Genomic DNA, 24334 nt, shown 5'->3' on the forward strand with positions numbered 1-24334 from the left:
AGCATTAATTATTAATGGCATTTCGGGTCGAATATAATGCGACCATGTCACATTCAGCGCTTTAATTTTATCATCAAAGGCGAAGGCTGCATTGTTTGAAGCAGCACGCTCCGCCTGATTTACATCAACATAATACAACTTATACAAAATTCTATTTTTATTTTATATAATTCATAACCTTATTGTATATAGATAAGCCCAATTATAACTAATTGAGCTTTTTAGTTGATATTTCACGTTCCACGCTTCATTTTGGTATACTTTTAGATAAATTTATTGAGTTTAGATAATCAATTTTTTATCTTGAATTAAATTAGCTGCGCCAAAAACTTCTTAATTGCCACCTGCGCAATCTCAGCGTCCTCAAATGATTTCACACCTGATACACCCATCGCACCTACCAGTTGCCCTTGATACAGAATCGGTTCGCCACCTTCCAGCATTCCCGAGAAACTTTCCATAGTCAGAAAGCCCATCTGCCCGCCTTTGATAATATCTTCAAACAGCTTGGATGGACGACGACTCATCGCCGAGCATCTGGCTTTTTCAATGGCCAGATTTGCAGTCATCGGTGCTGCACCATCCATACGTTTCATCGCAAGCAAATTGCCCGTTTCATCGACTACGGCAATACTGACATTGAAGCTGTTCTGAATTGCATATTGATGGGTGTGATCCAATAGAAATTCCGCATCACTTAGAGTCAAATAATGTTTGGTTTGCATGAATGAATATCCATAATTTTAGCATTTAATCTCCCCTAACCCTGAGCCAGATATGGCACAAGGAAAAGATGGGAAATTTATTATTTGTACAGATAAAATTCCCTCCTTTGAAAAGTGAAAAGCACCGCTTCGCAAGAGGGAGGATTTTTAAAAAATTAAAATTTAAGCTTTCATCTCAGCAAAAGTCTCGATCGCAGCCTGAATGGTAAATTCAATATCTTCATCGCTGTGTGCAGCCGAGAAGAAGCCAGCTTCGAATGCAGAAGGTGCTAAATTCACCCCCCGATTCAACATGCCATGGAAAAATTTACGAAAAGCATCGATATCACATTTCAACATCGAATCAAAGCTGGTGATGTCTTCCTGATCGGTGAAGTACAGACCAAACATCCCACCGACCTGTTGGGTTTTAAAGGGTACGCCCGCCTCGTCTGCTGCTGCTTGTAAACCTGCAAGAAGTTTTGACAACTGCGCAGATAGGTTTTCATAGAAACCTTCAGCACGAAGATGCTTGAACATCTCAATCCCGGCACGCATTGCCAATGGATTACCCGACAATGTTCCTGCTTGATACACTTTACCCAGTGGCGCAATGCATTCCATCACTTCACGTTTACCGCCAAAGGCACCGACTGGCAGACCTGCACCAATAATTTTACCCAATGTGGTTAAATCCGGAGTTACGCCATAATGTGCCTGCGCACCGCCTAAGCCAACACGGAAACCGGTCATCACTTCATCGATGATAAAGACTGAACCATGCTCATCACAAACATCACGAATCGCTTGCAGAAAACCGTCAATTGGTTTCACCAGATTCATGTTGCCTGCCACAGGCTCCACAATCACGCCGGCAATTTCAGCACCAAACTTGGCAAAGCATTCTTTTAAAGTCGCAATGTCATTGTATGGAAGCGTGATGGTATGCTTGGCAAAATCAGCTGGAACACCCGCAGACGTTGCTTCGCCCTCACCTTTAGTTAATAAGCCCGAACCTGCTTTTACAAGAAGCGAGTCTGAGTGACCATGGTAGCAGCCTTCAAATTTTACAATCTTGTCACGGCCGGTATAACCGCGCGCTAAACGAATCGCTGTCATGGTGGCTTCCGTGCCCGAGTTGGTCATACGTACCAATTCAATCGACGGCATGATCTCGCAAATAATATCGGCAAGCGTGGTTTCATGAACTGTTGGCGCACCAAAGCTTAAACCATCTACTGCTGCCTCTTGAACGGCTTGAATAATCGCAGGATGGGCGTGACCCAGAATCATCGGTCCCCATGAACCGACATAGTCCACATAACGTTTTCCGTCTACATCATACAAATATGCGCCTTGGGCTTTTTCGATAAAGACCGGTGTACCACCGACGCCGTTAAATGCGCGTACAGGTGAATTGACGCCACCCGGAATATGTTTATTGGCTTGTTTGAACAATTGTTCTTGCTTTGGAGATAAGCTCATGAAGGCACTCGACTCAAAATTAAATCAATCAAAAAATTTTATGCTGTAGCTTGAAAAAGCGCAGACCATTCATCTAAACGTTCAGGAATGGCATTCATCGGTAAGCCCAATATATCACTAATCACGGCGCAATAATCCGCACCTGACTCAATGACTTCTTTGGAATTTTCAACCGTTAAACCGCCAATGGCACATAAAGGCACGTTCAATTTCTCTTTGGCCAGTTTTAAGGTTTCCAAGCCAATATTACCGGCTTCAGGTTTACTGTCGGTGGCATAGATGGCACCAAATGCCACATAGTTTGCACCATCGGCAATGGCCCGTTCAGCCAGCTCAAGCGAGTTATTACAGCTACGACCAATCAAGACATTTTTCGGCAAGCGTGCAACTGCCTCGACAATAGACCCGTCATCCTGACCCAAATGCACACCCACCCCGTATTTAACGGCCATTTCAAGATCATCATTAATCACAAAAAGCACACCATATTCAGCACACATGGCTTTCATATACTCGATTTCGTAAATTTGATCTTGTTTGGCGACTTTTTTACGGCGATATTGCAATACTGCAATGCCGCCATTGGCCATTGCGCCTTCCAGTTTTGCCAATAAAAGTTCTACGGGATCATCATTGGTAATTAAATATAAACCGCGCATCTTGCTCGCCACTTGCTAGGATGGCTCTATTATAGGCATAACTCGGTTTAATTGCCGCAGTCCTGCTGTTTCCGCGACCGGGTAGCAACAGATTTGCAGTTTTTTAGCGCAATTTTCCAGTTAAATCTAAAATATCACCATTTTCAGGGATATACCGACTATAAAATATGGGTTTTAATCGCTTTATAACAAAAATAATAAAGTGTTAATGCTTACGCCCTCCGACAAACGCTTTTAGGATTTTGCAGATAACTTGGTGGAGAAGTTGCAAAATTCTAAGAGCGGTTTTTTTTGCCTTTAAATTTTCAATATTGTTAAGCCTCTTTAAGATTAAACTCAAAAAGATTAAAAAATACCCAATTTCAGGGATGGCCCAATTAGCGCGAAAAGACTTAAATAGCGTTAGACACAGAAAATAACCAGAAAAATAAATACCTGTGTTGGTGACACCCGATCCTTTCTAGTTTTGAATAATACGTTTGTGGGGAGACGTTTCAAAGCTAGAAAGGATCATTTTCTTTATGTATGATCCGCATGACTTGTTCTATGAATATTTACGCAATAATGGCAACGAAGTCAGTAAATTTATTTAAAAAATAGAGATATAAAAAAAGCCCGGAGAAGGTCGCTCCAGGCTTGGAAAACTGTTTTATTCAGTAAACTATAACTTTTGATCAAATTCCATCAAACTGAATAAGCAATAACACAATTAATAGAATAATAAATGGCGACTTGCAAGTCTTTTATCGAAAGATCATGTTCCCTAGCCACACAATCCGATGAAAGTTACCTGAGTTTAACTTGAAATCTTATCGTATTTGCGATCAAGCAGACTGAGACGACCACGCAGGACATCCGCAAACATACGCCAGTCTGAAATAAAGCTATACACCGGCTGTTTAAAACTGGCCGGTTTATTGCGTTCAAAGATAAAATGGCCAATCCAGGCACAGGCATAACCCGAAAGCAAACCATAAGCAAAATATCGTGGTTTGCCTTGACGAATGGCTTGAGTAAAACAATATAGGCCGATACTGCTACCTGCGACATGTAAACGGCGACTGACCATATGCCGGTGTTCGGTCAAATAAAAGCGGTAAAACTCATGATAATTGCCAATCGGCATCTGGGGTTGATGCGCGATCACATGGGTATTCTCTGGCTGTACTTGTACATTCATTTCTCATCGTCCTGATGTTTTCTTTTACCTTAGCGTATATTTTGGCCAATTAACAGTCTCTTGATTTGCTCGAATATTCTTAGATATTTTCCAAGCAAAGCCGCAATTCCTCTCGCTTTGCAACCCTATTAACAGCTCAAAGCCAATATTTAAATTCCTGTTCAATATTTTTATATGCAGGTCAAGTCTTACATGCATTTTGATTTTGGTTACAATCTGCCACGCATACATCTAAAAATATAATTGCGGCGATTGCCCGCCGAATTTTCAGCATCTCATTAAAGCGAAAAATATCAGTACATGCTGGCGTGTACTAAACAGATAGGAAAATCATTATGGTTGAAGTTGAACTCAAGTTCCAGATTCCTGCGGCACGACGCACTGCGCTGCTCAAGGCACTTGATCCGAAAAAGTCTCAACAGATCCAGCTTCAAGCCAAATATTATGATACTGCCGACCGTCAACTGGCCCAGCACGGGGTAGCACTACGTCAGCGTCTGGAAGGTACGCGCTGGGTGCAAACCCTGAAAGCTGCCGGTAAAAGCCATATTGAACGCTTTGAACATAATCATGATCTGGGGGAATTAACTGAATCTCCTGAACTGGATTTAAGTATTTATACCCAGTTCCCAGAAGCACAGGCGATTCTGAGCCATGCGCTCGGCAATCAGTCTGATCAGCTACAACTGCAATTCGAAACCGATATTGCCCGCACCTTGCGTGTAATTGAATACCAAGACACACAAATCGAAGTCAGTCTGGATATTGGGCAGATCCGTACCCGAAATGCTGAACAAGAGGTACATGAAGTCGAGTTTGAGCTAAAAAGTGGGTTGATACACAATTTATTGGCATTCAGTTTTGAATGGGTCAAGAAATATCAGCTCTGGCTCGATGTACGCAGCAAGGCAGAAATTGGTAATTTATTGGCCACCTCACAACGCGTGAGCCCGGCCACCTTCGCCAAAGAGTTCCAGATCAGTAAAAAAGACAGCGCTGGTAAAACCCTATGCAGTCTGATTGCGCAGCAGATGCAACATTTATTGCCAAATATCGCCGCGATTTCAGCTCAGGTTGCACAGCAGGAACATATTCAGCAGGCTCAACTGGCACTGGATCAGCTATATCTCACTTTGCTGCTGTTTAAAGACTGGCATCCGCAGCTTTCGGACAAATGGGCACATCAAATGGCTGCCTTTAAGCAGCAGTTCGAGCATTTACAACATTTGCAGCATATGCAAAACAGCTTGGCCAGCTTCCTGCAAAATCCGACCACTGCGGAAAATCTGAGTAAAGATATTCTGTATGCTCAGGAAAAACTGGGCAACCTGGTCAAATCAACGCAAAATGTGCATCATTATCTGGAGTTATTAACCTTTAGTTTAACTGAAGATGAACATGCTGCTCTGGATTTAAAAACTGCGGCACAAACCACGCTGCAACAGCAGTATAAAGCGCTGCAAGAACAGATGAACCAGACTGAAATTAACAATTTTGAAAGTCTGGATCAATTGGCAAGCCGGATTCAGGAACTTAAATTCAGCTTTCCGATCTTAACCACAATCTATGACGTCAAAAACTTGCAGAAGTACAGCAAAGCGCTGAATGATGCACAACTTGCAGCCGGTGAATATCAAACTTTAGCTTCTTCGGCAGTGTATATTCAGCAAACTGAACTGGAGGCGAGTGACTGGTTTGTATTAGGCTGGCTGGCTGCTAAACAGGAAGTCTATGCCCAGAAACTGCTTGAGGCGACAGAACAGTTTCTGGTGAGCCGTAAATTCCTCAAATAAATATCTTTAAGAACATTTTAAAGCACGCTCCCTCTACGGCGTGCTTTTTTTGTTGCAGAAGCACATCACACCATGGCTAATCTTTGAGCTATATTGATCTGTATAACCTACATCGAGAAGGAATGACCCGATGGCAGAAATAGAGCTTAAATTCCAGATTCCGTCACAGTCACGTGCACAATTTGAACAGGACTTCCAGAAGCTTCAGCCGACTCGGCATCGTTTATGTGCGCGCTACTTCGATACTGAAGCACAACAACTCCAACAAAATCAAATCGCCTTGCGACAACGTCTAGAAGACCAGCAATGGATTCAAACCCTGAAAGCACCTACTGAGCAGCAATTTGAACGTTTTGAACTTGAACATACATTAAAAAGCCCACCTGAAAGCTGTGATTTTCAGTTATATCGCAAACACAAACCGGCAAAAAAAATCCTGAAACAGGCGCTTGGCGATTTGGATATACCGCTTATTCTGCAATTTGAAACAGATGTCGCGCGTTATGTGCTGACCGAAACACATCAAAATAGCCAGATTGAGATTGCCTTTGATGTAGGGGAAATTCGCCATAAGGATCAAGCCATTGATATTTATGAAGTCGAATTTGAGCTAAAATCCGGTCAATTGAGCGAATTGATTGATTTCATTCGGCCATGGATTCAACGTTATGATTTATGGCTGGATACGCGGAGTAAATCGGAACGCGGTTATGCCCTATTACAGGGTGAAGAAAGTCTGCCTGTGCAGCATCAGCTGCCATTAGAACTTGAGCAGAAAGATCAGATTGCTACTATTTTAAAGAAAATCGTAGCCAACTGTCTGGCTCATCTTTTTCCGAATGCAACTGCGATTGCCGCTGATCATTATAACAGCGATCATGTGCATCAGGCACGTGTCGCGATCCGGCGCTTACGCAGTGCCTTTAAAATTTTCCAGTCTGTGACTGAACATGTACAGCCAGAATGGCCGGAACAGCTGCGAGATATTTTTCAGCAACTGGGTTCTACCCGAGATCGCGATGCCCTTGCAGAAAGTCTGATTCCGCAACTGGAAAAAGCCGGCTCACCCTTATTAAAATTACCACCACATCGACAAAAACAGCCAGATATTAGCGCGCTGTTCAGACATTCAGCTACAGTGGACTTGATACTGCAACTACTCAGCTTTAGTCAGGAAAAAATGCATAGCAAAGCCAAATCTTCGCATAAAATTTTGTGTAAAGGTTTGAGCAAGTTACATCAGCAAATTTGTCAGGATGCCGAAAACTATCAGGAACTGGATATTGAATCGCGGCATCGCACGCGTAAACGGGTGAAACGCTTGCGCTATAACGTAGAATTTTTACAGAGCTTATTTCCTGAAAAGGATGTGAAAACTTATCTGAAAGCCCTAAAACCCTTACAGGAAAGCTTGGGGCATTATAACGACCTGTTTGTGGCAGACGAACTGTTTAGATCGTATGTCAAGCAAAATAGCAAAGCCTGGTTTGTGCTGGGTTGGATAAGCGCGGAACAGCAGCGTTTGTCGAGTGAAGCAGCCGAGCGTTTACAGCAGTTTGCTGAAAATACCAAACCCTTCTGGTAAAACCGGGCTAGCGATATTTACCAAACACTTTCCAGGTATTATTATCGGCCAGAGGGTCATTATAACTATCACTGCGTTGCTTACGTGGTTTATCACGGGCATCGATCAGCTCAAAATGTGGCTCGACACTCAGCACGATACCATTCACATAAAAACGGGTACGTGTATATTCACTTTGACCATGCTGAAACACATAAGTACGTAAGTCTACAAATTCGCGGTGTGCCACCAAAGCCGCGGTATCGTCACTGTCGAGCCAGTGTCGCATGGCTGCGATCTGTTCGGGTTCAAACTGCCCGCATTTTTCAATCAGGCTGGCCACACCACGAAAAGTTTTAGATTCTTTGGCCCGGGTTTTATTTAGCCTGATTCGGTCAACATGAAAATAAAACAGCGGCAAGTTTAAATGACTGGGAAGATGGATAGCATCTAGGGTTTCATCGTCCATGAAAGGTTGGAACAGATCCTGCGCCCTTTCAATCAGACCAAGCCACTGGGTGTAATATTCTTCGACCTGCGATTTGGTTCCATAATAAATCGGCAGACCTTCGACATTGGCCAGATTTGCCGGTGGCCAGATATTCTGGCGCAATAAGGCAATATCACTTTTCAGACTTTGTACCGCAATCGCATCCTGCATGGCATTCACTTTTATATGCTTAGGCTATTTTTAGATTAAGGCAAAGGTTTAGTTTCTGCAAGGCTTTGCCTATAATTAGCCATTAAGATTTTATGATGGTCAGGAAAAATTCATGGTTCAAAAGATTGAAGCAACCGATGTAACCGAAGAAGAAGCGTTAAATGCGGCATTCTTTGAACGTGCTGATGAATTTATTCAACAAGCCAACGAGTTTTGTCGCGTAGAAAAAGGCTCGCAGGAGAAACCGAGTGATAAGCGCGGTCAAGTCAGTGCAGCCATGTTATTTGGTACTGCCCGTTTTAATACCTGGGTGGCAGCGAATAACTTTAAAGATGGCAACGAAATGCGCGATGCCAAAGATCAGGTGATGTCTTATATTATGCAGCAATTCCAAATGATGCTGGAAGATAACTATGATGAATACTGTGAACAGTTCGAAAACTATTTACGTTTCCGTCACAATGAAGAGTTTCATGCCAACAAGCATAACCATGATCACAAGCACGATCATTGATTAAAATATGAAAAGCCCCGCGGGGCTTTTTTATTTGCCTTAATTTATCATCTTGACTTCGAACTGATTTTAGCCCCATATAAATTGAATAATAAATACACTAAAACAAGGCATAGCATGCAGCAACTTCCCTTCCCGATCATTGACCCACATATTCACCAATGGGATCCGTACAACACCCCACACGCGGCAGCATTTGCCGTAAAACTGTTTGGCAAATATCCTAAATTACTGGACAAAATGGTGCGGCTGCTCAAACCTAAAGATGTGATTGAGACCATTGGCCTGACCGAGCATCTGACCGCCCCTTATCTGCCTGCGAACTACAACAAAGATCTAGGGCATTATGAAGTCGAACAAATTGTGCATGTTGAAGCCAGCTGGCATGATCAGAAAGGTACAGGCGTGGTTGATGAAACCCGTTTTGTGGCCGGACTTCCTTTTGATCAGCATAATATCCAGCTCGGTGGCATTATCGCTACGGCGGATCCGCGGCAGAAAAACTTTAAACAGTTGATTCAATTGCATCAGGAAGCTTCTCCCAAATTTCGCGGCATCCGTAAAATGGCTGCGGTACATCCAGACAAAGGCATTCATGCCTGGACCGATGAGCCGCATCTCTATCGCAACAAAGATTTCCTGAAGGGCTTTGAGGAACTGGCCCAGCAAGACTTAAGTTTTGATGCCTGGGTCTATTCGAGCCAGATTGCTGATGTGACTGCACTGGCTAAAGCCTTTCCTAAAACACCCATCGCACTAGATCACCTCGGTACGCCTGTCGGCTTATTTGGCAAGGTGGGCAAAGCTACAGGCAAGACCGAACAAGATCGCGCCCTGATATTTTCAAGTTGGCAAGATCAACTGGCTGAACTGTCCGAGTGCAGAAATGTATCGACTAAAATGTCTGGCCTGTTTATGCCCGTTCTAGGTCATGATTTTCATCAGCAGAAACGGTTAGCCAATAAACAGGAATTATTGGAACGTGCAGCTCCCCTGATTCAGCATGCTTTAGATTGCTTTGGTTCTGAACGCCTGATGTTTGCCTCCAACTTTCCAATGGACAGTGTCAGCAGCTCACTCGTGAATATCATTGATGCTTTTAGCGATATTGTGCAGGACTATGATGAAAACGCGTTAAAGCCAGTTTTTTATGAGAATGCCAAAGCATTTTATAAATTATAAGAAGCGTCTGGATTTTTAAAGAAAGAAGGAAAATACATATGCTCTGGGAGGAAATAATCGCGAGTCCCCGATCAGATAGGCTTTTCTATACTTGCTGAGCAATCTTTTCTAGTTTAATCCCATCATATTATTACCAACATATTATTCACTTCGCTTTTAAGAAAGATATCGCTGTTGGAGCAATATTAGTATCAGCTGGGATTTTCCTGTTTCTTTTTGCCACTTTCTGGTGGAGCTTACCCAGTGTTGTGCTATCTGGCGTTTTAGGTGGAATCCTGCTTACCAGAAAAGCGACTTAAATTAGAGCTTCTAATAACAATGAGAAGTAAAAAGTCCCCCTATTAGAGGAGGACTTTTTTTAATGTAGATCAATTCTATGATTTTTTGATTTCTTTCCCATATTGATCGGCCATCACTTCGACCAACTGATCCAGCTTGATGTATTTTTTAATCACGGCATCAATGTCGGCTTTTGTCAGTTGGGCAATCGCCTGATCACGTTTTTCACGGTAAATCAGCTTACGATCTTTTTCCAGTTGAGGAACCAACATACTGTGAATACGGCGATCATCTTCCAGTGCATTGACACGTTTTTTCAAAATGCTGGCTTTGGCCGCTTCCACTTCCTGTTCAGTTACGCCACGTGTTAGCAGCTCATTGAGTACCTGATGCACCGTTTGAGAAACCTGTGCAGATTTACCTGCGGTATAATTGGCACCCAGTGCCAAAGCACCTGAATCGGCCCATTCATTAAACTGAACATGGGCACTAAAACCGTAGACCAGCGCATTTTTTTCACGTAATTCCTGAGCCAAACGGGAAGACAGTTGAGAGTCACCCAGAATATGACGGAAGACTTGTAAAGCAGGTACATCTGCATGGTCTGCCCCCACCGGGAAGGTTAGCAATGCCTGATAACTACCGAACTCACGTTGTTCAGACAAGGTATGAATTTTTTGGGCTGGATAGCTTCGATATTCTGATTTCAGGCGTTCATAAGGCTGTGCCGCTTTCCAGTCCGCGAAACTATTTTTCAGCATTTTCTGTATAGATTTTGGCTGAAATTCCCCAGTCACTGCAATGTGTGCATGATGCGTTTTAAAGAATTGCTGATACAAAGCGACCACTTGCTCACGAGTGGCTGCTTTAAACTGCCTGGTGGCCAGTTCAGGTTCAAAATGGAAACGAATGTCACCGGGTTGATAAACTTCAATGGTTCGCGCCATAGTCAGGCTCGACACTGTATCTGGCTCGGTATAAGGACGATCCAGACTGGATAAGGTCTGACCCTTGATCAAATCAAACTGGCTTTGCTCAAATGCAGGGTTTTTTAGTACATCAACCACATATTGGAAAAACTCTGCAAACTTCTCTTTTTTGGCACTGATCTGTATGTTCAGGCCATTACTCGATGGGCTGGCAGTCGCTGAACCGCCTACTTCGATAATTTTGTCAGCAATCTGCTGCAAGCTCTGGCTTTCCGATGAGCGCAGCATTAAATACGCGGTCAGATCCAGAATCTCGCCTTTATTCATCAGGCTTTGCGCAGTCCCAAAATCCAGAGAAATTGTGGCATACACCTTGTCATCGCGAATATTGGTTGGGAACAGCGCGTATTTAATGCCATTTTTTAACTTACCACGCTGAATCTGCTTGTCCTTGGCAGATAAATACTGCTTGGATTGCGCTACATACTGCTTCACTTCCGCCTGATAAACACTGACATCCTTTAAAGGCCCTTCTGTCTCAGCCTGTTGGTCCAGTGTTTTTTTCGGTGCTTCCGTCTGTGTCACTTCCTGCGCTTTTTTCTGATCTTCAGGTGTTGGCAGGATATTGCCAGAAATACGATATTCAGGTTTTAGAAAGCCTTTATAAACCTGATTGACCTGACTCACATTCAGGTTTTCAATCGCATTCAGATCTTTAAAATACTGGCTCCAGTCACCCGAATAAGCCACGGCATAATCACTTAAACGTGAACCTAAAGCAGTCGCGCTATTTTTAATATTATCAGCCTGATTGCGGGTCAGGTTTTTAACTCGGTTTAATTCGGCCTCGGTAAATGGCTGGCTTTGCTCTACGCCTTGAATCAAGCTCTGTTCCACAGTTTTTGGCTGATGATTGGGTGCATAGATCGCGCCCATAAACACCAGATTAAAGTCTTTATCTAACCAGGTACTGGATTGCACCATGGTCGACTTTCCACTTTCCACCATGCTCTGATATAAATGCCCGCTCGGTTGCAAGGTATAGAGCGTCGGTGAAACAGCCAAAGCAGTCTTGATCTTTTCATCCGGGCCATTCAGGTAAATATTGAATTTGGCCAGATCACTGCCCTTTTGCACAGTAAATTCACGCTGTTGAATCTGCTCAGGTTTTAAAGCCGGAACTTTCACTTGCGCCGGTACACTTCGCGATTGAATCGGACTGAAATGGCTATCAATCTGCTTTAATACTTCTGCCTTATCAAACTTGCCTGAAATCACCATAAAGGCATTATTCGGTGCATACCAGCTCCGGTAAAACTGGTTCAATTCCTGCATATTGATGGATTGCAGCTCATTCAGATCACCAATCGGTAAACGGCCCAAATACTGATTGCCATAAGCCGACTTAAACACCTGATCCATGAGTACTGAAAATGGCTGATCCAGACGAATTTCGCGTTCGCGCTTTACAATATCAATTTCGGTCGGTACATATTTTTCCTGAAGAACCAGCTGATCCATACGCTCGGCTTCAAGGAAAATTACTTCACTTAGCGCCGTTTTTTCAGGACGAATGACATTGGTATATTTGGTTGAATAATAATCGGTACTGGCATTGGTCATTAAGGTATATTGATCGAGCCGACGCTGAAATTCATCACCTTTGACATTTTTAGTGCCTTTAAAAGCCAAGTGTTCCAGCAGATGCGCCAGACCACCTTTTCCTTTAGGATCATTCAGTGAACCGGTCAAATACACCGTATTCATAAAAATTTTATTTTCTTTATCATTCGGTGCCAGGATAATTCGTAAACCATTATCAAGACGATATTCCTCCACATTCTGTTCAGTTTTCACCAAAACAGGTTGTGCAAAACTCAGCGCACTACAACCCGACAACAAAATCGCCAAGCTTAAATTCTTATAACGTACCAACATTATTCATCCAGATTTTCAATGTAAATTTTTATTCGCGCTCATTTTAGAGAATGATTCTTATTCTGAATAGTCTTTTCTAAATTGAATCATTAAAATAACATGCCGCCTTGCCTGACGACATGCATATCTATGTAATCAGAGATTAAAGATAAAGTTCAGCCTGCATATATAATTTGCCATAACCCGAAATTTCAATTCGTTCCTGATCTTGCAAAGCACAATAAAGTACACCACCGCGCGCTGATGCCTGATAAGCGACCAGTTCATTTTTACCCAGTTTGTCTGCCCAAAGTGGCGCAATTCCGGTGTGAATAGACCCTGTGACCGGGTCTTCATTGATTCCGTTACTCGGTGCAAAATAACGTGAAATACAATCATATTGTGTATCTTGCGAGGTAATCGCGACATCTAAAAAGCTATTCTGAGCAGTAATCGCGGTACGCTTGCCATTTAATTGTTTTAATAATTCAAAATCAGGTGATTCATCTAGCACATCCTGTACTGACTCATATTCGACAATATAACCTTGTGCATTCAGATAAACCTGCTTAAACGGTTTGCTCAATGCCTGTCTTAAGGCTTCAGGATATTCTGTGACGGCTACTGCGCGGCGAATTGGAAAGTTCATTCTGATCTTGCCATCTGTATCCTGATCAACCACAAAGATCCCCAGATCTTTCACATGAAACTGGATCGTTTTTGCCGTACCAAATTGATTGAATAATACAAAGCTGCTGGCCAAGGTTGCATGACCACAAAAATCCACCTCCTTGGTCGGGGTAAACCAGCGAATAGCATAATTTTCTGCATCAATTATTTTCACAAAAGCTGTTTCAGACAGATTATTTTCCAAGGCGATATTTTGCATCAGTTCATCTTCGAGCCAGTCCTCCAGCACAATCACCGCAGCTGGATTTCCTTTAAACAGTTCCGTGGTAAACGCATCGACCTGGTACATTTTCATTTTCTGAAGTCCTCAATATCACAATCTCTAGTTTAAAAGCTTTTTGCAAGAGTGAACTTGAATATGCTAATAATCTAACTAATCTAGCCACTTAAATACACCAATATAGTGAATGATGCGGTATGACCAACCCCCATCTTCAAAGTGTTCTCCTAGAAAAATCCTATCGGCTGGGTAGGCTGAGCCTGCATGATGTACCTGAAAAATTAGCACCATCTGGCCTAAGGTTATTTAAATTCTTTGGTTTTGATATTTCTCTGGGCAAGGCTGTGCTGCATAAATACTCTGCGAGCTGATTCCCGGGCCGTATAACCAGCAAATGCATGATCTGTTTATTGGCAAGCTGATTGCAGCCGATGCCAATGATCAGTCTTCCGCGACAGTCACTGACATTATCATGTAGTGAGTGAAGAATGGAAAAGTACTCATCATGTGACTGGTGGACAATTTTATAGCATTGGCAAGGCGGTAAGCGTTGATGATTCGGACGTATAATTTTTTAAATGGGACATAAACAAAAATTATCCCGGATGAGCAGATAATATCTGCAAGCCCAGAGCATCTGAAATTATGCTACTTTATTCTCAATCTTCATTTGGTTTGATGCGCTATGATGCCTTTTAAAATTCACTGTATTGATGTCCAGAACTCGCTGCAAAATTATATCTGGTTGCTGGAACATACGGCTTCTCATCAGGTCGCAGTCATTGACCCGACCGAAGCAGGATTGGTGCAAGATTATTGTGCCGAACACGGTTTAACCTTAAGTCAAATCTGGTTAACGCACTGGCATAAAGACCATATTGGCGGTGTGCCCGGCTTAATTCAGGGACAAAATCTGCCTGTTTATGGCCCGCGTGCAGAACTCAGTAAAATTCCGTTTATCACGCATCCACTTGAGCATGAAGAACAGTTCAGCTTTCATGGGGCAGATGTTCAAGTGATCGCAGTACCAGGCCATACATTAGGCCATATCGTTTACTTCATTGATGCGATTGATGTGCTGTTCTGTGGCGATACTTTATTTGCCATGGGCTGTGGCCGGGTTTTTGAAGGTACTTATTCACAGATGTATCATTCACTGTCACGTCTGGCAGCCTTACCGCCGCGTACGCAGGTCTATTGCACGCATGAATATACCCTGTCGAATGCCCAGTTTGCCAAACACGTCGAACCGGACAATCAGGCAATTCTGGAACGCTTCGAGCATATCGAACGCTTGCGTATGTTAGGCCAGTGCACGCTGCCAAGCAGCATTGAAGATGAATTACAAACCAATCCTTTCCTGCGTGCGGATAGTGTGGAAGAGTTTCAGCGCTTGAGAACCCTGAAAGATCAGTTCTAGAGTTAAAGATCCATGTTAAAGAATCTGGTGACTTTGCGCATAAGCATCCAGTTCGTCTTGAGTGACGACACGCACTGCCTGCATTTCGTCAACACGTACCAGCAGCAAACCAGCTAAGGCCGGTTGATAACGACGTGCACTACCAAACGGCGTATAGGCTACTTTCGATTGCACTGTAAAATTCAACCAGTCCTCATGTCCCAGCATCACAGCAACCGGATCTAAGCCCTGTTGCTGCATCCATTCAATTTGCTGATTCACATTGTGTTCAATCGTCAGTTCAGTCATGGCAATCGTATTTAATTCAAGAATTACATTTTTGATAGTATAGCGTATGCATCTCAAACGATAGCTCAGAAAACCAGCAGCTGCTAATGATCCGATTAAATAATCAATGCAACTTTAATATGCCGATGCTTCGGCATTCCCTATTCTTACATTTTATGGTGTTGATAAAGTTCAAATTTAGATCAATAGCAAAATAAGCCTTTGAAATTAAACTATAATTAAATTTATTTACATGCTATAAAAACTTAATATTTAGTTACAACCTATTCAATATTATAAAAATCATTTACTTAAGTCATAAACTGCTTCTTTAGCGAGCATACGATGTTCACTAAACATTCAAATTAGATTAAATTAATTAAATATGGGAATTTGCCCTTTAAAACAAAATTTCTCACCCTTATTTAAGATAGAACAATGATGAAGGAGTGATCTCGTGAAAAAAGTGGTTAAAGCTAAAAATCTGATTGCATTTCGACTATGGTTAGAAAAATTAGGATATTCCGTTCGCACCCTGGCTGATGATCGTGGTTTCAGTTTCAGTTTCAAAAAAGAATACGGTCTGGTCACCTGTGATCTGGCCGGCAATGCACTCGCGATCCAGCTGGGTGAGGAATTTGAAGATCATTTAAAAGCCTGATGCAGGTTATTTTCAATCAAAAAAATAAATAAATTATTCCACTGATTCAGCAACTCTATTCTCCAATCTTTAGTCCGTTTCGACGGGCTTTTCTTTTTATCTTGATTAAATAAATTTCAGGCAATAAAAAAGCAAGGCATCAGCCTTGCTTTAATATAATGGTGGGGACGGAGAGACTCGAACTCTCACACCTCGCGGCGCTGGAACCTAAATCCAGTGCGTCTACCAATTTCGCCACGTCCCCATCGGGGTACCAACTTAGCGTTGGATTTTTTCAAACTTTGGCAGAGGATCAAGGACTCGAACCTTGACGAACGGTTTTGGAGACCGTCATGCTACCATTACACCAATCCTCTACTCGGCCAGTTTACTCAATTGCTCAAGTAAATTGGTGGGGACGGAGAGACTCGAACTCTCACACCTCGCGGCGCTGGAACCTAAATCCAGTGCGTCTACCAATTTCGCCACGTCCCCGATGGCTGTGTATATTATAGAGATAGACCGTCATTGACAAGCGATTTTACAAGCAATCACATTCTATTCCGCTAGAAATTAAACAGTTAATTATATTTTTTTACTTTTGATAAAATTTATCAAGACAATTTGACTCTTTGAAGACGAAACCACAAATTCAGTATTTTAAAAGGTCTCAGCTTTATTTTGTGTCATAAAACCAAAATGTATAAAAAACAAACTACAGATCAAGCCTTATATTTTATGGCCTCGGCATTCAAAATAATGCAACCATGCTTTTTATATAACTTCCGTCACACACGTTCTATCAAGCAAAATAAGGATTTAAGAATAAGATCAATGAAAATTGCTGTATAAAATTTCAGGCAATAAAAAAGCAAGGCATTAGCCTTGCTTCAATATAATGGTGGGGATAGAGAGACTCGAACTCTCACGCCCAGAAGGCGCTGCGACCTGAACACAGTGCGTCTACCAATTCCGCCATATCCCCATGGCTGTGTATATTATAGCGATCAGACCCGATTCACAAGCAATTCTGTAGCAGGAAAATACTTTTATATCAAAATTTAAGCAATTAATTCAGTATTGCGCAAATACTGACCTATTTGCACTGTTGTCGCCTAGTTTCATCGAGACAGATCAAATCAATACGCACCACAGGAGAATCACATATTCAAATTTAGACTTTAGCTGACTTGGATAATATCAATTATTGCATCTAATAAAACAAAGTTTCCTAAAGTTCTGCCCTTTCCTGAGCATTGACCCGTTTTCTAACGTTCTTTAACAGACTAAACCTATGCGTAAAAGACAGCAAAATTTTACAGCTTAAAAAAGCTGGTATAAATTTCAGGCAATAAAAAAGCAAGGCACCAGCCTTGCTTTAATATGATGGTGGGGACGGAGAGACTCGAACTCTCACACCTCGCGGCGCTGGAACCTAAATCCAGTGCGTCTACCAATTTCGCCACGTCCCCATCGGGGTACCAACTTAGCGTTGGATTTTTCAAACTTTGGCAGAGGATCAAGGACTCGAACCTTGACGAACGGTTTTGGAGACCGTCATGCTACCATTACACCAATCCTCTACTCGGCCAGTTTACTCAATTACTCAAGTAAATTGGTGGGGACGGAGAGACTCGAACTCTCACACCTCGCGGCGCTGGAACCTAAATCCAGTGCGTCTACCAATTTCGCCACGTCCCCAATGGCTGTGTATAATATAGAGATCATTTCCAGCTGACAAGCCGTTTATAAGAAAAAAACACTCGTTTGATTAAATAAGAAACAATCCCGATTTTATTGTATTTTTCTCATTCGATTTCAGTCACTAAGTAGTGTTTAACCGCTTTAAAATCTGCCAACCGATGCTGTTTTTGCTTGCCTAGCATCAGCGCTAACAACTTTTCAAAAATCTGAATTTGTTCAGGCAACTCAACTTTTAGGCGCTGACAATGTAAAAACGCCCAATCCAGATAGTCAGTTGCCTGCAAGCGCTGTCCACTCAGCCATTCATAAAAAATCACGCCCAAAGCATAAACTTCGCTCTGCAAGCTTTTGGCTTTTCCTTGGAATAATTCCGGTGCCATATAACGTGGTGTGGCATTCAGCTCATCCACTTTCTGATCCAGAGCTTGCACTTGTTCAAAATCAAGCAGACATACCCTGCCCTGAGCATCAACAAAATGCTCCCGCTTTAAATCCGCATGTAAATAGCCCAGCTGTTGCAGGCAGAGTAAAGGTTCTACCGCTTGCAGCAAATGTTGTCGAATCTGCGTTACAGAAAGTTGATCTGGCATGATCTGAAAATGTGCTGGTGCATCGACCAGAATCAAAGCCTGTTCAAATTGTTCATGTTGAATGGTGAATGGCTGTTGAATAATTTGATGGGGAAGGAAAAAATTCAGATCACTCGAACGGCTATGCGTTTGATAAAAATTCAGCTCCTGCTGCCAGCCCAGCTCTGCATGCGGAGATGATATTGAGCTGTCAGATTTAGTCGACACTTGAGTTTTTAGCCAGAATGCGGGCTGACCCGCAGCATAATACAGGCGTCGGCCAAAACCCAGACTGCGGGTTTTGGTTCTTGGTTGAAAATCGAAAGTATCAAGATGATCTAAATTAAGTGGTTGCAATATATTCAGGCTTTGGATCAGCAGTATATTGATAATTTAGCAGTTCCAGACAATGCTGAATAGTTTTCCCCACCCGTTCCTGAGTCTCGATTAAGGAAATTTTTGGCCAAGTGGCCCGTTCGCCTTCGCGCTGCAAGATTTTAAAGAGATAGGGCCGTGGATTTTGCAGCATATAGCTATAGTGGCGCAGGCTATATTTACCGACAATATTCACATCGCCATAATAACGCTGATCGACCACCCCATAGCCGTGATCGAGTATGCGGCGTACAGGTGGCAAGCTTCCGGCATGTTCCCGGGCAAAATCCATTACCCCTTTGGTAATCACTGCGCCCTGCCGGCGTACAATGCGTTGTGGCCAGCTTAAAGTACCTTTACGGAAACGTGAAATATCATCTTGCATAAAGGGCACGATGTGCGGATTTACCTGACTGGCGATGGTGTAATTGATATTGTACAGCCGGGACATTTTCTCCTGAGGAAAATCACTGCGCACACTGCCATCCACCCAGCGGGTTGCCCCCATATAAGGGGTATATTGACCATCATAACGTTTACTGGTCAGACGTACCGGTGGAAATAAAATAGGAACGGCACAGGAAGCCAATACCGCACTCCAGACCAATACATCTGGAGAGGTATAGGCATTTAAAATACGGGCATCCTGTGCTGAATCATAAGGTGCAACCGCAATATTGATATGCAGACCCGAGGTTTTTAGTGCTTCTTCAAAAGTTAGATCGCCTAAATTTTCGACCAGAAACTTTTTCAGGTATTTGACATCTGCCAGACCGCCATTACCTTTCAGCAATTCACCCATGGTCCGGAAATGAAAGGCCTCATGAAAGAAATTATGCCCTTTCAAGAGATCGACATACTGCGAAGGCTTGGATACACCCAGCATGGCAGTCATGATGGCACCAGCACTGGAGCCCGACATCACCTTCGGCAACAAATCCTGCTCCATGAGGGCCTTGCAGACGCCAGTATGAAACAATCCCAAGGTCGAGCCACCTGAAAACATCAGGGCTGGCTGACCATAAGCACGCTGACAGCCTTTAAAAAATTCGATTTTTTCTTCAATATTCAAACAAACACAATCTGTCGAAGCAATATGGGCCAAACCTTGGCTCACTTGCTCCACATAATCTTCAATAATTGTTTTGGTACCAACATAGGCTTCGGTGAACAATAAAGGATGGGCAATATTGGCAATATCGTAACTCAAGCCTTCACGCAGGATATACATCAGGTCGCGGGTACGTTTTTGTTGTCTGTAGCGTCTTAATTTACCCAAACGATGCGCAATCACCTCTGCATCAAAATAAGGAGAGCTATTGTCGAATTTCCACTCCTGTGCCCCGGATTCCTCATCTATTTTTAGCGCAATATATTTCCATTCCTCATAAGATTCAGCCTGTTGCAGCTGCTGCTTGAGCTTTTTAATACGATAGGCCTGATGTGGATTAATGTCCTGAGTAAAATCTTTAAACAGCATCTGCCTTCTTCCCTATATTGTATTTTTCATTCATCTTGCACGGAGTAGAAAATATGCACCGATCTGTTCTTGACAACAATAGCGAAAATTCTCTGCTTTAAGCAAATTATCACACTTTTCAGGCTTTGACTGTGAATTTTAGGGTGATAGTATTCTAGACATAATTTTAAATCTGTAATGCTGAGATCATGGCGAAAATTGAGTTAGCTGACAATATCTTGAATACCCTTTCGACTGTTCTGTTGCAACTTCAGCAAAGTCTGCCCGAGCTAAAACATGCTCCTGATTTTTCTGCCCATGCCTATAAATGGCAAAATGGCGAACTCAAACCGATTCATCAGCTTAGACAGATGGAACTGGCCGATTTAAAAGGGATTGAGCGACAAAAAGAAAAAGTCATCCAGAATACTTTGCAGTTCTTAAATGGCTTGCCTGCCAATGATGTCTTGCTGACTGGTTCGCGTGGCACCGGTAAATCCTCTATCGTTCGTGCCCTGCTGACCGAATACGCAGCGCAAGGTTTACGCCTGATTGAGATTGAACGCGATGACTTGTCAGAACTTCCGGAAATTCAAAAACTGATTGCAGACCGTCCTGAAAAGTTTATTGTCTATTGTGATGATCTGGCCTTTAATGCAGAAGATGAAAATTATCGCAGTTTAAAAAGTGTATTAGATGGTTCATTGCAATCGGGTTCGAGTAATTTTGTGATTTATGCGACCAGTAACCGCCGCCATTTACTGCCAGAATTTATGCATGAAAATACGCCTGTCACCCGGGTCGATGTTCCGCAATATACTGAGCTACATCCTCAGGAAGCAATTGAAGAGAAGATTTCGCTATCTGACCGTTTCGGCTTATGGCTGTCTTTTTATCCAATGGATCAGAATTTATATCTGGAAATTGTAGAGCATTATCTTAAAAAGGCTGAGATGGAATTGACCCCGGAAACCCGAGCCGAAGCCTTGCGCTGGTGTCAGGCACGCGGTCAACGTTCGGGACGTGCCGCGTATCAGTTTTCCAAGCACTGGATTGGGTCGCAGCAGTTAAAAATCCTATAATCCCGTACAATTTCGCTATCAATTCACAACTATTGATAGCGTCTTTTCTTATTCTTAAAACAACTAAAACGATGACAACAATGTTCAATAAAATATTTATAAGCCTATTTTCTGATTTCAACTACCGCAATCTATGCGCAAACGAATGGGTCGGTTCAAAAAGCATCCGACTGTCAATCCGATCTTTTTAATGGAAACTTTTGCTCAAAAACAAATATTGCCCAATATCGACATGCTTTAAAAACATCAAAAGCAAATTTTAATTATCAATATATTCTATTAAATGGTGGCATTAGACACTCGAACAGGTCTTGCATATCCACTCACTTATCAGTTTACTGGCTGGGACGATGATAAAGACAATATCATCAAAAAGCCTAGTTACACTTACTCATTGAAAGATTCAAAAGTATGTATCATGGGTTCACAGTACGATGGTGATGTTGGCACACATGAAACTTATAGCAATATACGTAATTGCTTCCATCTGATCAAAGAAGGCAAACACACCTCTTTCCAATCAACCTATATAAATAAAGTTCAGTATAAATATGATGTCAAAACAAAAACATGGCAGCCTGATCAACTCTGACCTCATCCGTAACTAAGCAAATAAAAAAAGAGGCCTAAGCCTCTTTCTGTCAAGCTGAATTTATACTTCCGCAGGATTGGTTAATTCCGTCATTGGCCAACGTGGTGTCGTCGTCACCGCCAAGCCATCCTGTTGCCCTGCTTTTAAACGCTGATAACCGGCAAAGGCAATCATCGCGCCATTATCAGTACAGAGTGCCGGTTCTGCATAATAAACAGTCGCTTTAATTTTGGCTAAATCTGCTTCTAAACGCTCACGTAAGCGTTTGTTGGCACTGACACCACCGGCAATCACTAAGCGCTTCAAGCCCGTCTGTTTCAATGCTTTGACTGACTTTTTCACCAAGGTATCGACAATGGCTTCCTGAAAACTTGCTGCAATATCTGCATCACGGTTTTCATCACCCAGTTTTTTCATTTGTACAGATACAGCAGTTTTTAAACCGCTAAATGAGAATTCCAGCCCTTGATGGAGCATTGGACGTGGGAAAGCAAAAGCAGCAGGATTGCCTTGTTCAGCCAGTTTGGAAATGTTTGGCCCACCTGGATAGGGCAGACCCATCATTTTCGCCACTTTATCGAATGCTTCTCCGGCTGCATCATCAATCGATTCACCCAGCAATTCATACTGGCCAATGCCATAGGCTGCCATCAGCTGTGAATGCCCACCAGAGACCAACAGCGCCACAAATGGAAATTCTGGCGCTGTTTCAGACAATAATGGTGCAAGCATATGCCCTTCCATATGATGAACACCAATTGCCGGTTTGTTCAGTGCAAAGGCCAAAGTTCGACCAAACAACGCACCTGTCATTAATGCGCCCATTAAACCTGGCCCACGCGTATATGCAATGGCATCAATTTCCGATTTTTTGACGTCAGTTTGCTCCAATAATTCATTCATTAATGGAATTAGTTTACGCACATGATCACGTGACGCCAGCTCTGGAACCACACCGCCATATTCTGCATGCAGTTTAATCTGGCTATAAAGCACCTGCCCGCGTAAACCCAACTCGCTGTCATACAGCGCAAGTCCTGTTTCATCACACGACGTTTCCAAGCCTAAAACGATCATTAAACTGCCTATAACCTGTATCAATTCTATTGCAGTCACTATTATATGCTTGTGGTATGAGATGTAAATGAGTAAAATACTGACCTTCACTTGTGATCACAGGCATTCGGCCTGCGATCTTATCCATAACTTTATGAGGATTCTTCATGCCACAAGTTAAATTGAAAGAAGGCGAACCAGTAGACGTAGCTATCCGTCGTTTCAAACGTTCATGCGAAAAAGCGGGTGTTCTAGCTGACGTACGTAAGCGTGAATTCTACGAGAAACCAACTCAAGAACGTAAGCGCAAAAAAGCTGCTGCTGTTAAACGCTACCAAAAGAAATTGGCACGTGAATCAGTACGTACGACTCGCCTTTACTAAGATTAATTTGTGATTGACTGCCTGGATTAAATAATGACGACTTTAAAAGACCAAATCACGGATGTTTTGAAAGCAACAATGCGTGCAAAAGAAATGTCCAAGCTGACGGTCATACGTGGTCTACAGGCGGCAATTAAGCAAATAGAAGTCGATGAGCGCAAAGAACTTGACGACGCTCAAGTTCTTGCGGTCATTGAAAAACAAATTAAACAACGTAAAGAATCGATCAAGGCCTTTGATGGTGCTGGTCGAGAAGATTTAGCTAGTAAGGAACAAGCCGAGGTTGAGGTGTTATCTCAATTTCTACCAGAAGCTATGACTGAGGAAGAACTTGATTCCATCATTGCGCAAACGATTGCAGCGCAAGAAGCTACTAGCATGAAAGATATGGGTAAGGTGATGAATTCTCTGCGTCCGCTCATAGCCGGGCGCGCCGATCCTGCACAAGTTTCAGCTAAAATTAAAGCGAAACTTGCTTAATCCCACTTCTCTAATATTCGATCTTTAACGTTGAACTGACTTTTTATAAAAGACAGTTCTTAACGTATTCTTATTGCAAATAACAGTCAACCTGATAACGTTTCAGCAATTGCATCTCTTTTGAAGATTTCACTTCTATAATCACATCCTGTTTAGTTATCTTCTGAAACTGACGATCCAGATAAGCACGATTTTGGTCAGCCGCCTGATATAAGCGATCGGCATAACGTTGCACAATACTACAAAAATGTGAATTCTGTGCTGCGCTAAAACCTTGTTGCTGCGGATTCAAACCACCCAAGAATTGACGCGATTCCTTTTTATAGTCAGTATTAATACGCTCTACCGCATCTACATACTCAACAGCACTCGCAGCAAATACCGCATAATTCCACCCCAATAGACAGATGCCCAATAATATTTTCTTCATAGCATGCTTCAGATTTAATCGCACTGATCATTAAAAAAAGATTGTAGCCCGATTCAGTATATCCTGACCATATCATCCTGATATAAAAAGCTTAAAACCT

At 42.5% G+C, this 24334-nt stretch carries 21 protein-coding genes, 7 tRNA genes and 1 pseudogene; 10 read left to right on the forward strand and 19 right to left on the reverse strand.

All coding sequences use genetic code 11. The annotated features are described in order from the left end of the window. Positions 1–308: 308 nt before the first annotated feature. The 4 genes from FTV48_RS04800 to FTV48_RS04815 form a co-directional block, all read right to left on the reverse strand. Positions 309–725: a heme-binding protein gene (locus tag FTV48_RS04800; protein WP_179999548.1), complete on the reverse strand. Its 417-nt coding sequence runs from the start codon at positions 723–725 to the stop codon at positions 309–311. A gap of 162 nt (positions 726–887) precedes the next feature. After that, positions 888–2189 carry a glutamate-1-semialdehyde 2,1-aminomutase gene (gene hemL, locus FTV48_RS04805; protein ID WP_179999550.1) on the reverse strand — a complete coding sequence of 434 codons (1302 nt, stop codon included), beginning with the start codon at positions 2187–2189 and terminating at the stop codon, positions 888–890. Between the two features lie 38 nt (positions 2190–2227). Further along, positions 2228–2848 carry a thiamine phosphate synthase gene (thiE, locus tag FTV48_RS04810; protein ID WP_179999552.1) on the reverse strand — a complete coding sequence of 207 codons (621 nt, stop codon included), beginning with the start codon at positions 2846–2848 and terminating at the stop codon, positions 2228–2230. A gap of 796 nt (positions 2849–3644) precedes the next feature. Continuing rightward, positions 3645–4028 carry a DUF962 domain-containing protein gene (locus FTV48_RS04815; protein ID WP_005171513.1) on the reverse strand — a complete coding sequence of 128 codons (384 nt, stop codon included), beginning with the start codon at positions 4026–4028 and terminating at the stop codon, positions 3645–3647. A 335-nt stretch (positions 4029–4363) separates the two neighbouring features. On the opposite strand from FTV48_RS04815, the gene FTV48_RS04820 reads away from it, so the two are divergent. Both FTV48_RS04820 and FTV48_RS04825 read left to right on the forward strand, forming a co-directional pair. Continuing rightward, positions 4364–5821, forward strand: a complete 1458-nt coding sequence (locus FTV48_RS04820; RefSeq protein ID WP_159137919.1) for a CYTH domain-containing protein — start codon at positions 4364–4366, stop codon at positions 5819–5821. Positions 5822–5951: 130 nt separating this feature from the next. Next, complete coding sequence (locus FTV48_RS04825) at positions 5952–7406, forward strand: CYTH and CHAD domain-containing protein (RefSeq protein ID WP_179999554.1); 1455 nt, start codon at positions 5952–5954, stop codon at positions 7404–7406. 7 nt (positions 7407–7413) lie between these two features. Here the strand turns inward: FTV48_RS04825 and FTV48_RS04830 are convergent, their stop codons facing one another. After that, positions 7414–8046 carry a hypothetical protein gene (locus FTV48_RS04830; RefSeq protein ID WP_005096604.1) on the reverse strand — a complete coding sequence of 211 codons (633 nt, stop codon included), beginning with the start codon at positions 8044–8046 and terminating at the stop codon, positions 7414–7416. A gap of 112 nt (positions 8047–8158) precedes the next feature. Between FTV48_RS04830 and FTV48_RS04835 the strand changes: the two genes are divergently transcribed. Both FTV48_RS04835 and FTV48_RS04840 read left to right on the forward strand, forming a co-directional pair. Beyond that, entirely contained in the window at positions 8159–8560 is a 402-nt protein-coding gene (locus FTV48_RS04835) for a DUF3144 domain-containing protein (RefSeq protein WP_005096603.1), read from the forward strand. Positions 8561–8677: 117 nt separating this feature from the next. Beyond that, positions 8678–9742, forward strand: a complete 1065-nt coding sequence (locus FTV48_RS04840) for an amidohydrolase (RefSeq protein WP_005171518.1) — start codon at positions 8678–8680, stop codon at positions 9740–9742. Between the two features lie 374 nt (positions 9743–10116). On the opposite strand, the gene FTV48_RS04845 is transcribed toward FTV48_RS04840, so the two are convergent. Both FTV48_RS04845 and FTV48_RS04850 read right to left on the reverse strand, forming a co-directional pair. Then, positions 10117–12888, reverse strand: coding sequence for a pitrilysin family protein (locus FTV48_RS04845; protein ID WP_179999556.1), 2772 nt, complete (start codon positions 12886–12888; stop codon positions 10117–10119). Between the two features lie 142 nt (positions 12889–13030). Beyond that, the gene (locus FTV48_RS04850) at positions 13031–13852 is read right to left on the reverse strand and encodes a PhzF family phenazine biosynthesis protein (RefSeq protein WP_005096600.1); all 822 of its coding nucleotides are present in this window, start codon (positions 13850–13852) and stop codon (positions 13031–13033) included. 152 nt (positions 13853–14004) lie between these two features. Here FTV48_RS04850 and FTV48_RS15110 point away from each other — a divergent pair. Both FTV48_RS15110 and gloB read left to right on the forward strand, forming a co-directional pair. Then, positions 14005–14347: pseudogene (locus tag FTV48_RS15110) on the forward strand (flavin reductase); the annotation flags it as partial. A 115-nt stretch (positions 14348–14462) separates the two neighbouring features. Beyond that, on the forward strand, positions 14463–15197 hold the full coding sequence (gene gloB, locus FTV48_RS04855; RefSeq protein WP_074382958.1) for a hydroxyacylglutathione hydrolase: 735 nt from the start codon (positions 14463–14465) through the stop codon (positions 15195–15197). A gap of 15 nt (positions 15198–15212) precedes the next feature. Here the strand turns inward: gloB and FTV48_RS04860 are convergent, their stop codons facing one another. Continuing rightward, positions 15213–15485 (reverse strand): hypothetical protein, encoded by a 273-nt coding sequence (locus FTV48_RS04860; RefSeq protein ID WP_034609047.1) that lies wholly within the window; start codon positions 15483–15485, stop codon positions 15213–15215. 436 nt (positions 15486–15921) lie between these two features. Between FTV48_RS04860 and FTV48_RS04865 the strand changes: the two genes are divergently transcribed. Further along, positions 15922–16125, forward strand: a complete 204-nt coding sequence (locus tag FTV48_RS04865; RefSeq protein WP_005096596.1) for a hypothetical protein — start codon at positions 15922–15924, stop codon at positions 16123–16125. Positions 16126–16284: 159 nt separating this feature from the next. On the opposite strand, the gene FTV48_RS04870 is transcribed toward FTV48_RS04865, so the two are convergent. The 9 genes from FTV48_RS04870 to FTV48_RS04910 form a co-directional block, all read right to left on the reverse strand. Next, positions 16285–16369: transfer RNA gene (locus tag FTV48_RS04870), tRNA-Leu, on the reverse strand. A gap of 38 nt (positions 16370–16407) precedes the next feature. After that, a tRNA-Trp gene (locus FTV48_RS04875) sits at positions 16408–16481 on the reverse strand. Positions 16482–16514: 33 nt separating this feature from the next. Beyond that, positions 16515–16599: transfer RNA gene (locus FTV48_RS04880), tRNA-Leu, on the reverse strand. Positions 16600–17003: 404 nt separating this feature from the next. Continuing rightward, positions 17004–17089 (reverse strand) — tRNA-Leu (locus tag FTV48_RS04885). Positions 17090–17491: 402 nt separating this feature from the next. Beyond that, positions 17492–17576 (reverse strand) — tRNA-Leu (locus FTV48_RS04890). Positions 17577–17613: 37 nt separating this feature from the next. Next, positions 17614–17687 (reverse strand) — tRNA-Trp (locus FTV48_RS04895). Positions 17688–17720: 33 nt separating this feature from the next. Continuing rightward, positions 17721–17805: transfer RNA gene (locus FTV48_RS04900), tRNA-Leu, on the reverse strand. Positions 17806–17912: 107 nt separating this feature from the next. Then, positions 17913–18734, reverse strand: a complete 822-nt coding sequence (locus tag FTV48_RS04905; protein WP_159515899.1) for a protein kinase — start codon at positions 18732–18734, stop codon at positions 17913–17915. Then, on the reverse strand, positions 18721–20232 hold the full coding sequence (locus FTV48_RS04910; RefSeq protein ID WP_179999558.1) for a DUF3336 domain-containing protein: 1512 nt from the start codon (positions 20230–20232) through the stop codon (positions 18721–18723). Before FTV48_RS04910 ends, FTV48_RS04905 begins: the two co-directional genes overlap by 14 nt. A 188-nt stretch (positions 20233–20420) precedes the next feature. Between FTV48_RS04910 and FTV48_RS04915 the strand changes: the two genes are divergently transcribed. Further along, entirely contained in the window at positions 20421–21293 is an 873-nt protein-coding gene (locus FTV48_RS04915; protein ID WP_179999560.1) for an ATP-binding protein, read from the forward strand. Between the two features lie 652 nt (positions 21294–21945). Here the strand turns inward: FTV48_RS04915 and tsaD are convergent. Then, positions 21946–22962, reverse strand: coding sequence for a tRNA (adenosine(37)-N6)-threonylcarbamoyltransferase complex transferase subunit TsaD (gene tsaD, locus FTV48_RS04920; protein ID WP_005171546.1), 1017 nt, complete (start codon positions 22960–22962; stop codon positions 21946–21948). 146 nt (positions 22963–23108) lie between these two features. On the opposite strand from tsaD, the gene rpsU reads away from it, so the two are divergent. Both rpsU and FTV48_RS04930 read left to right on the forward strand, forming a co-directional pair. Further along, positions 23109–23324, forward strand: coding sequence for a 30S ribosomal protein S21 (gene rpsU / locus FTV48_RS04925; RefSeq protein WP_001136722.1), 216 nt, complete (start codon positions 23109–23111; stop codon positions 23322–23324). Between the two features lie 33 nt (positions 23325–23357). After that, complete coding sequence (locus FTV48_RS04930) at positions 23358–23804, forward strand: GatB/YqeY domain-containing protein (protein WP_004729943.1); 447 nt, start codon at positions 23358–23360, stop codon at positions 23802–23804. A gap of 70 nt (positions 23805–23874) precedes the next feature. On the opposite strand, the gene FTV48_RS04935 is transcribed toward FTV48_RS04930, so the two are convergent. Continuing rightward, positions 23875–24234, reverse strand: a complete 360-nt coding sequence (locus FTV48_RS04935) for a hypothetical protein (protein ID WP_004729945.1) — start codon at positions 24232–24234, stop codon at positions 23875–23877. Between the last annotated feature and the right edge of the window lie 100 nt (positions 24235–24334).

The sequence above is a fragment of the Acinetobacter sp. YH18001 genome (genome assembly GCF_013416975.1).
GTDB lineage: Bacteria > Pseudomonadota > Gammaproteobacteria > Pseudomonadales > Moraxellaceae > Acinetobacter > Acinetobacter pseudolwoffii.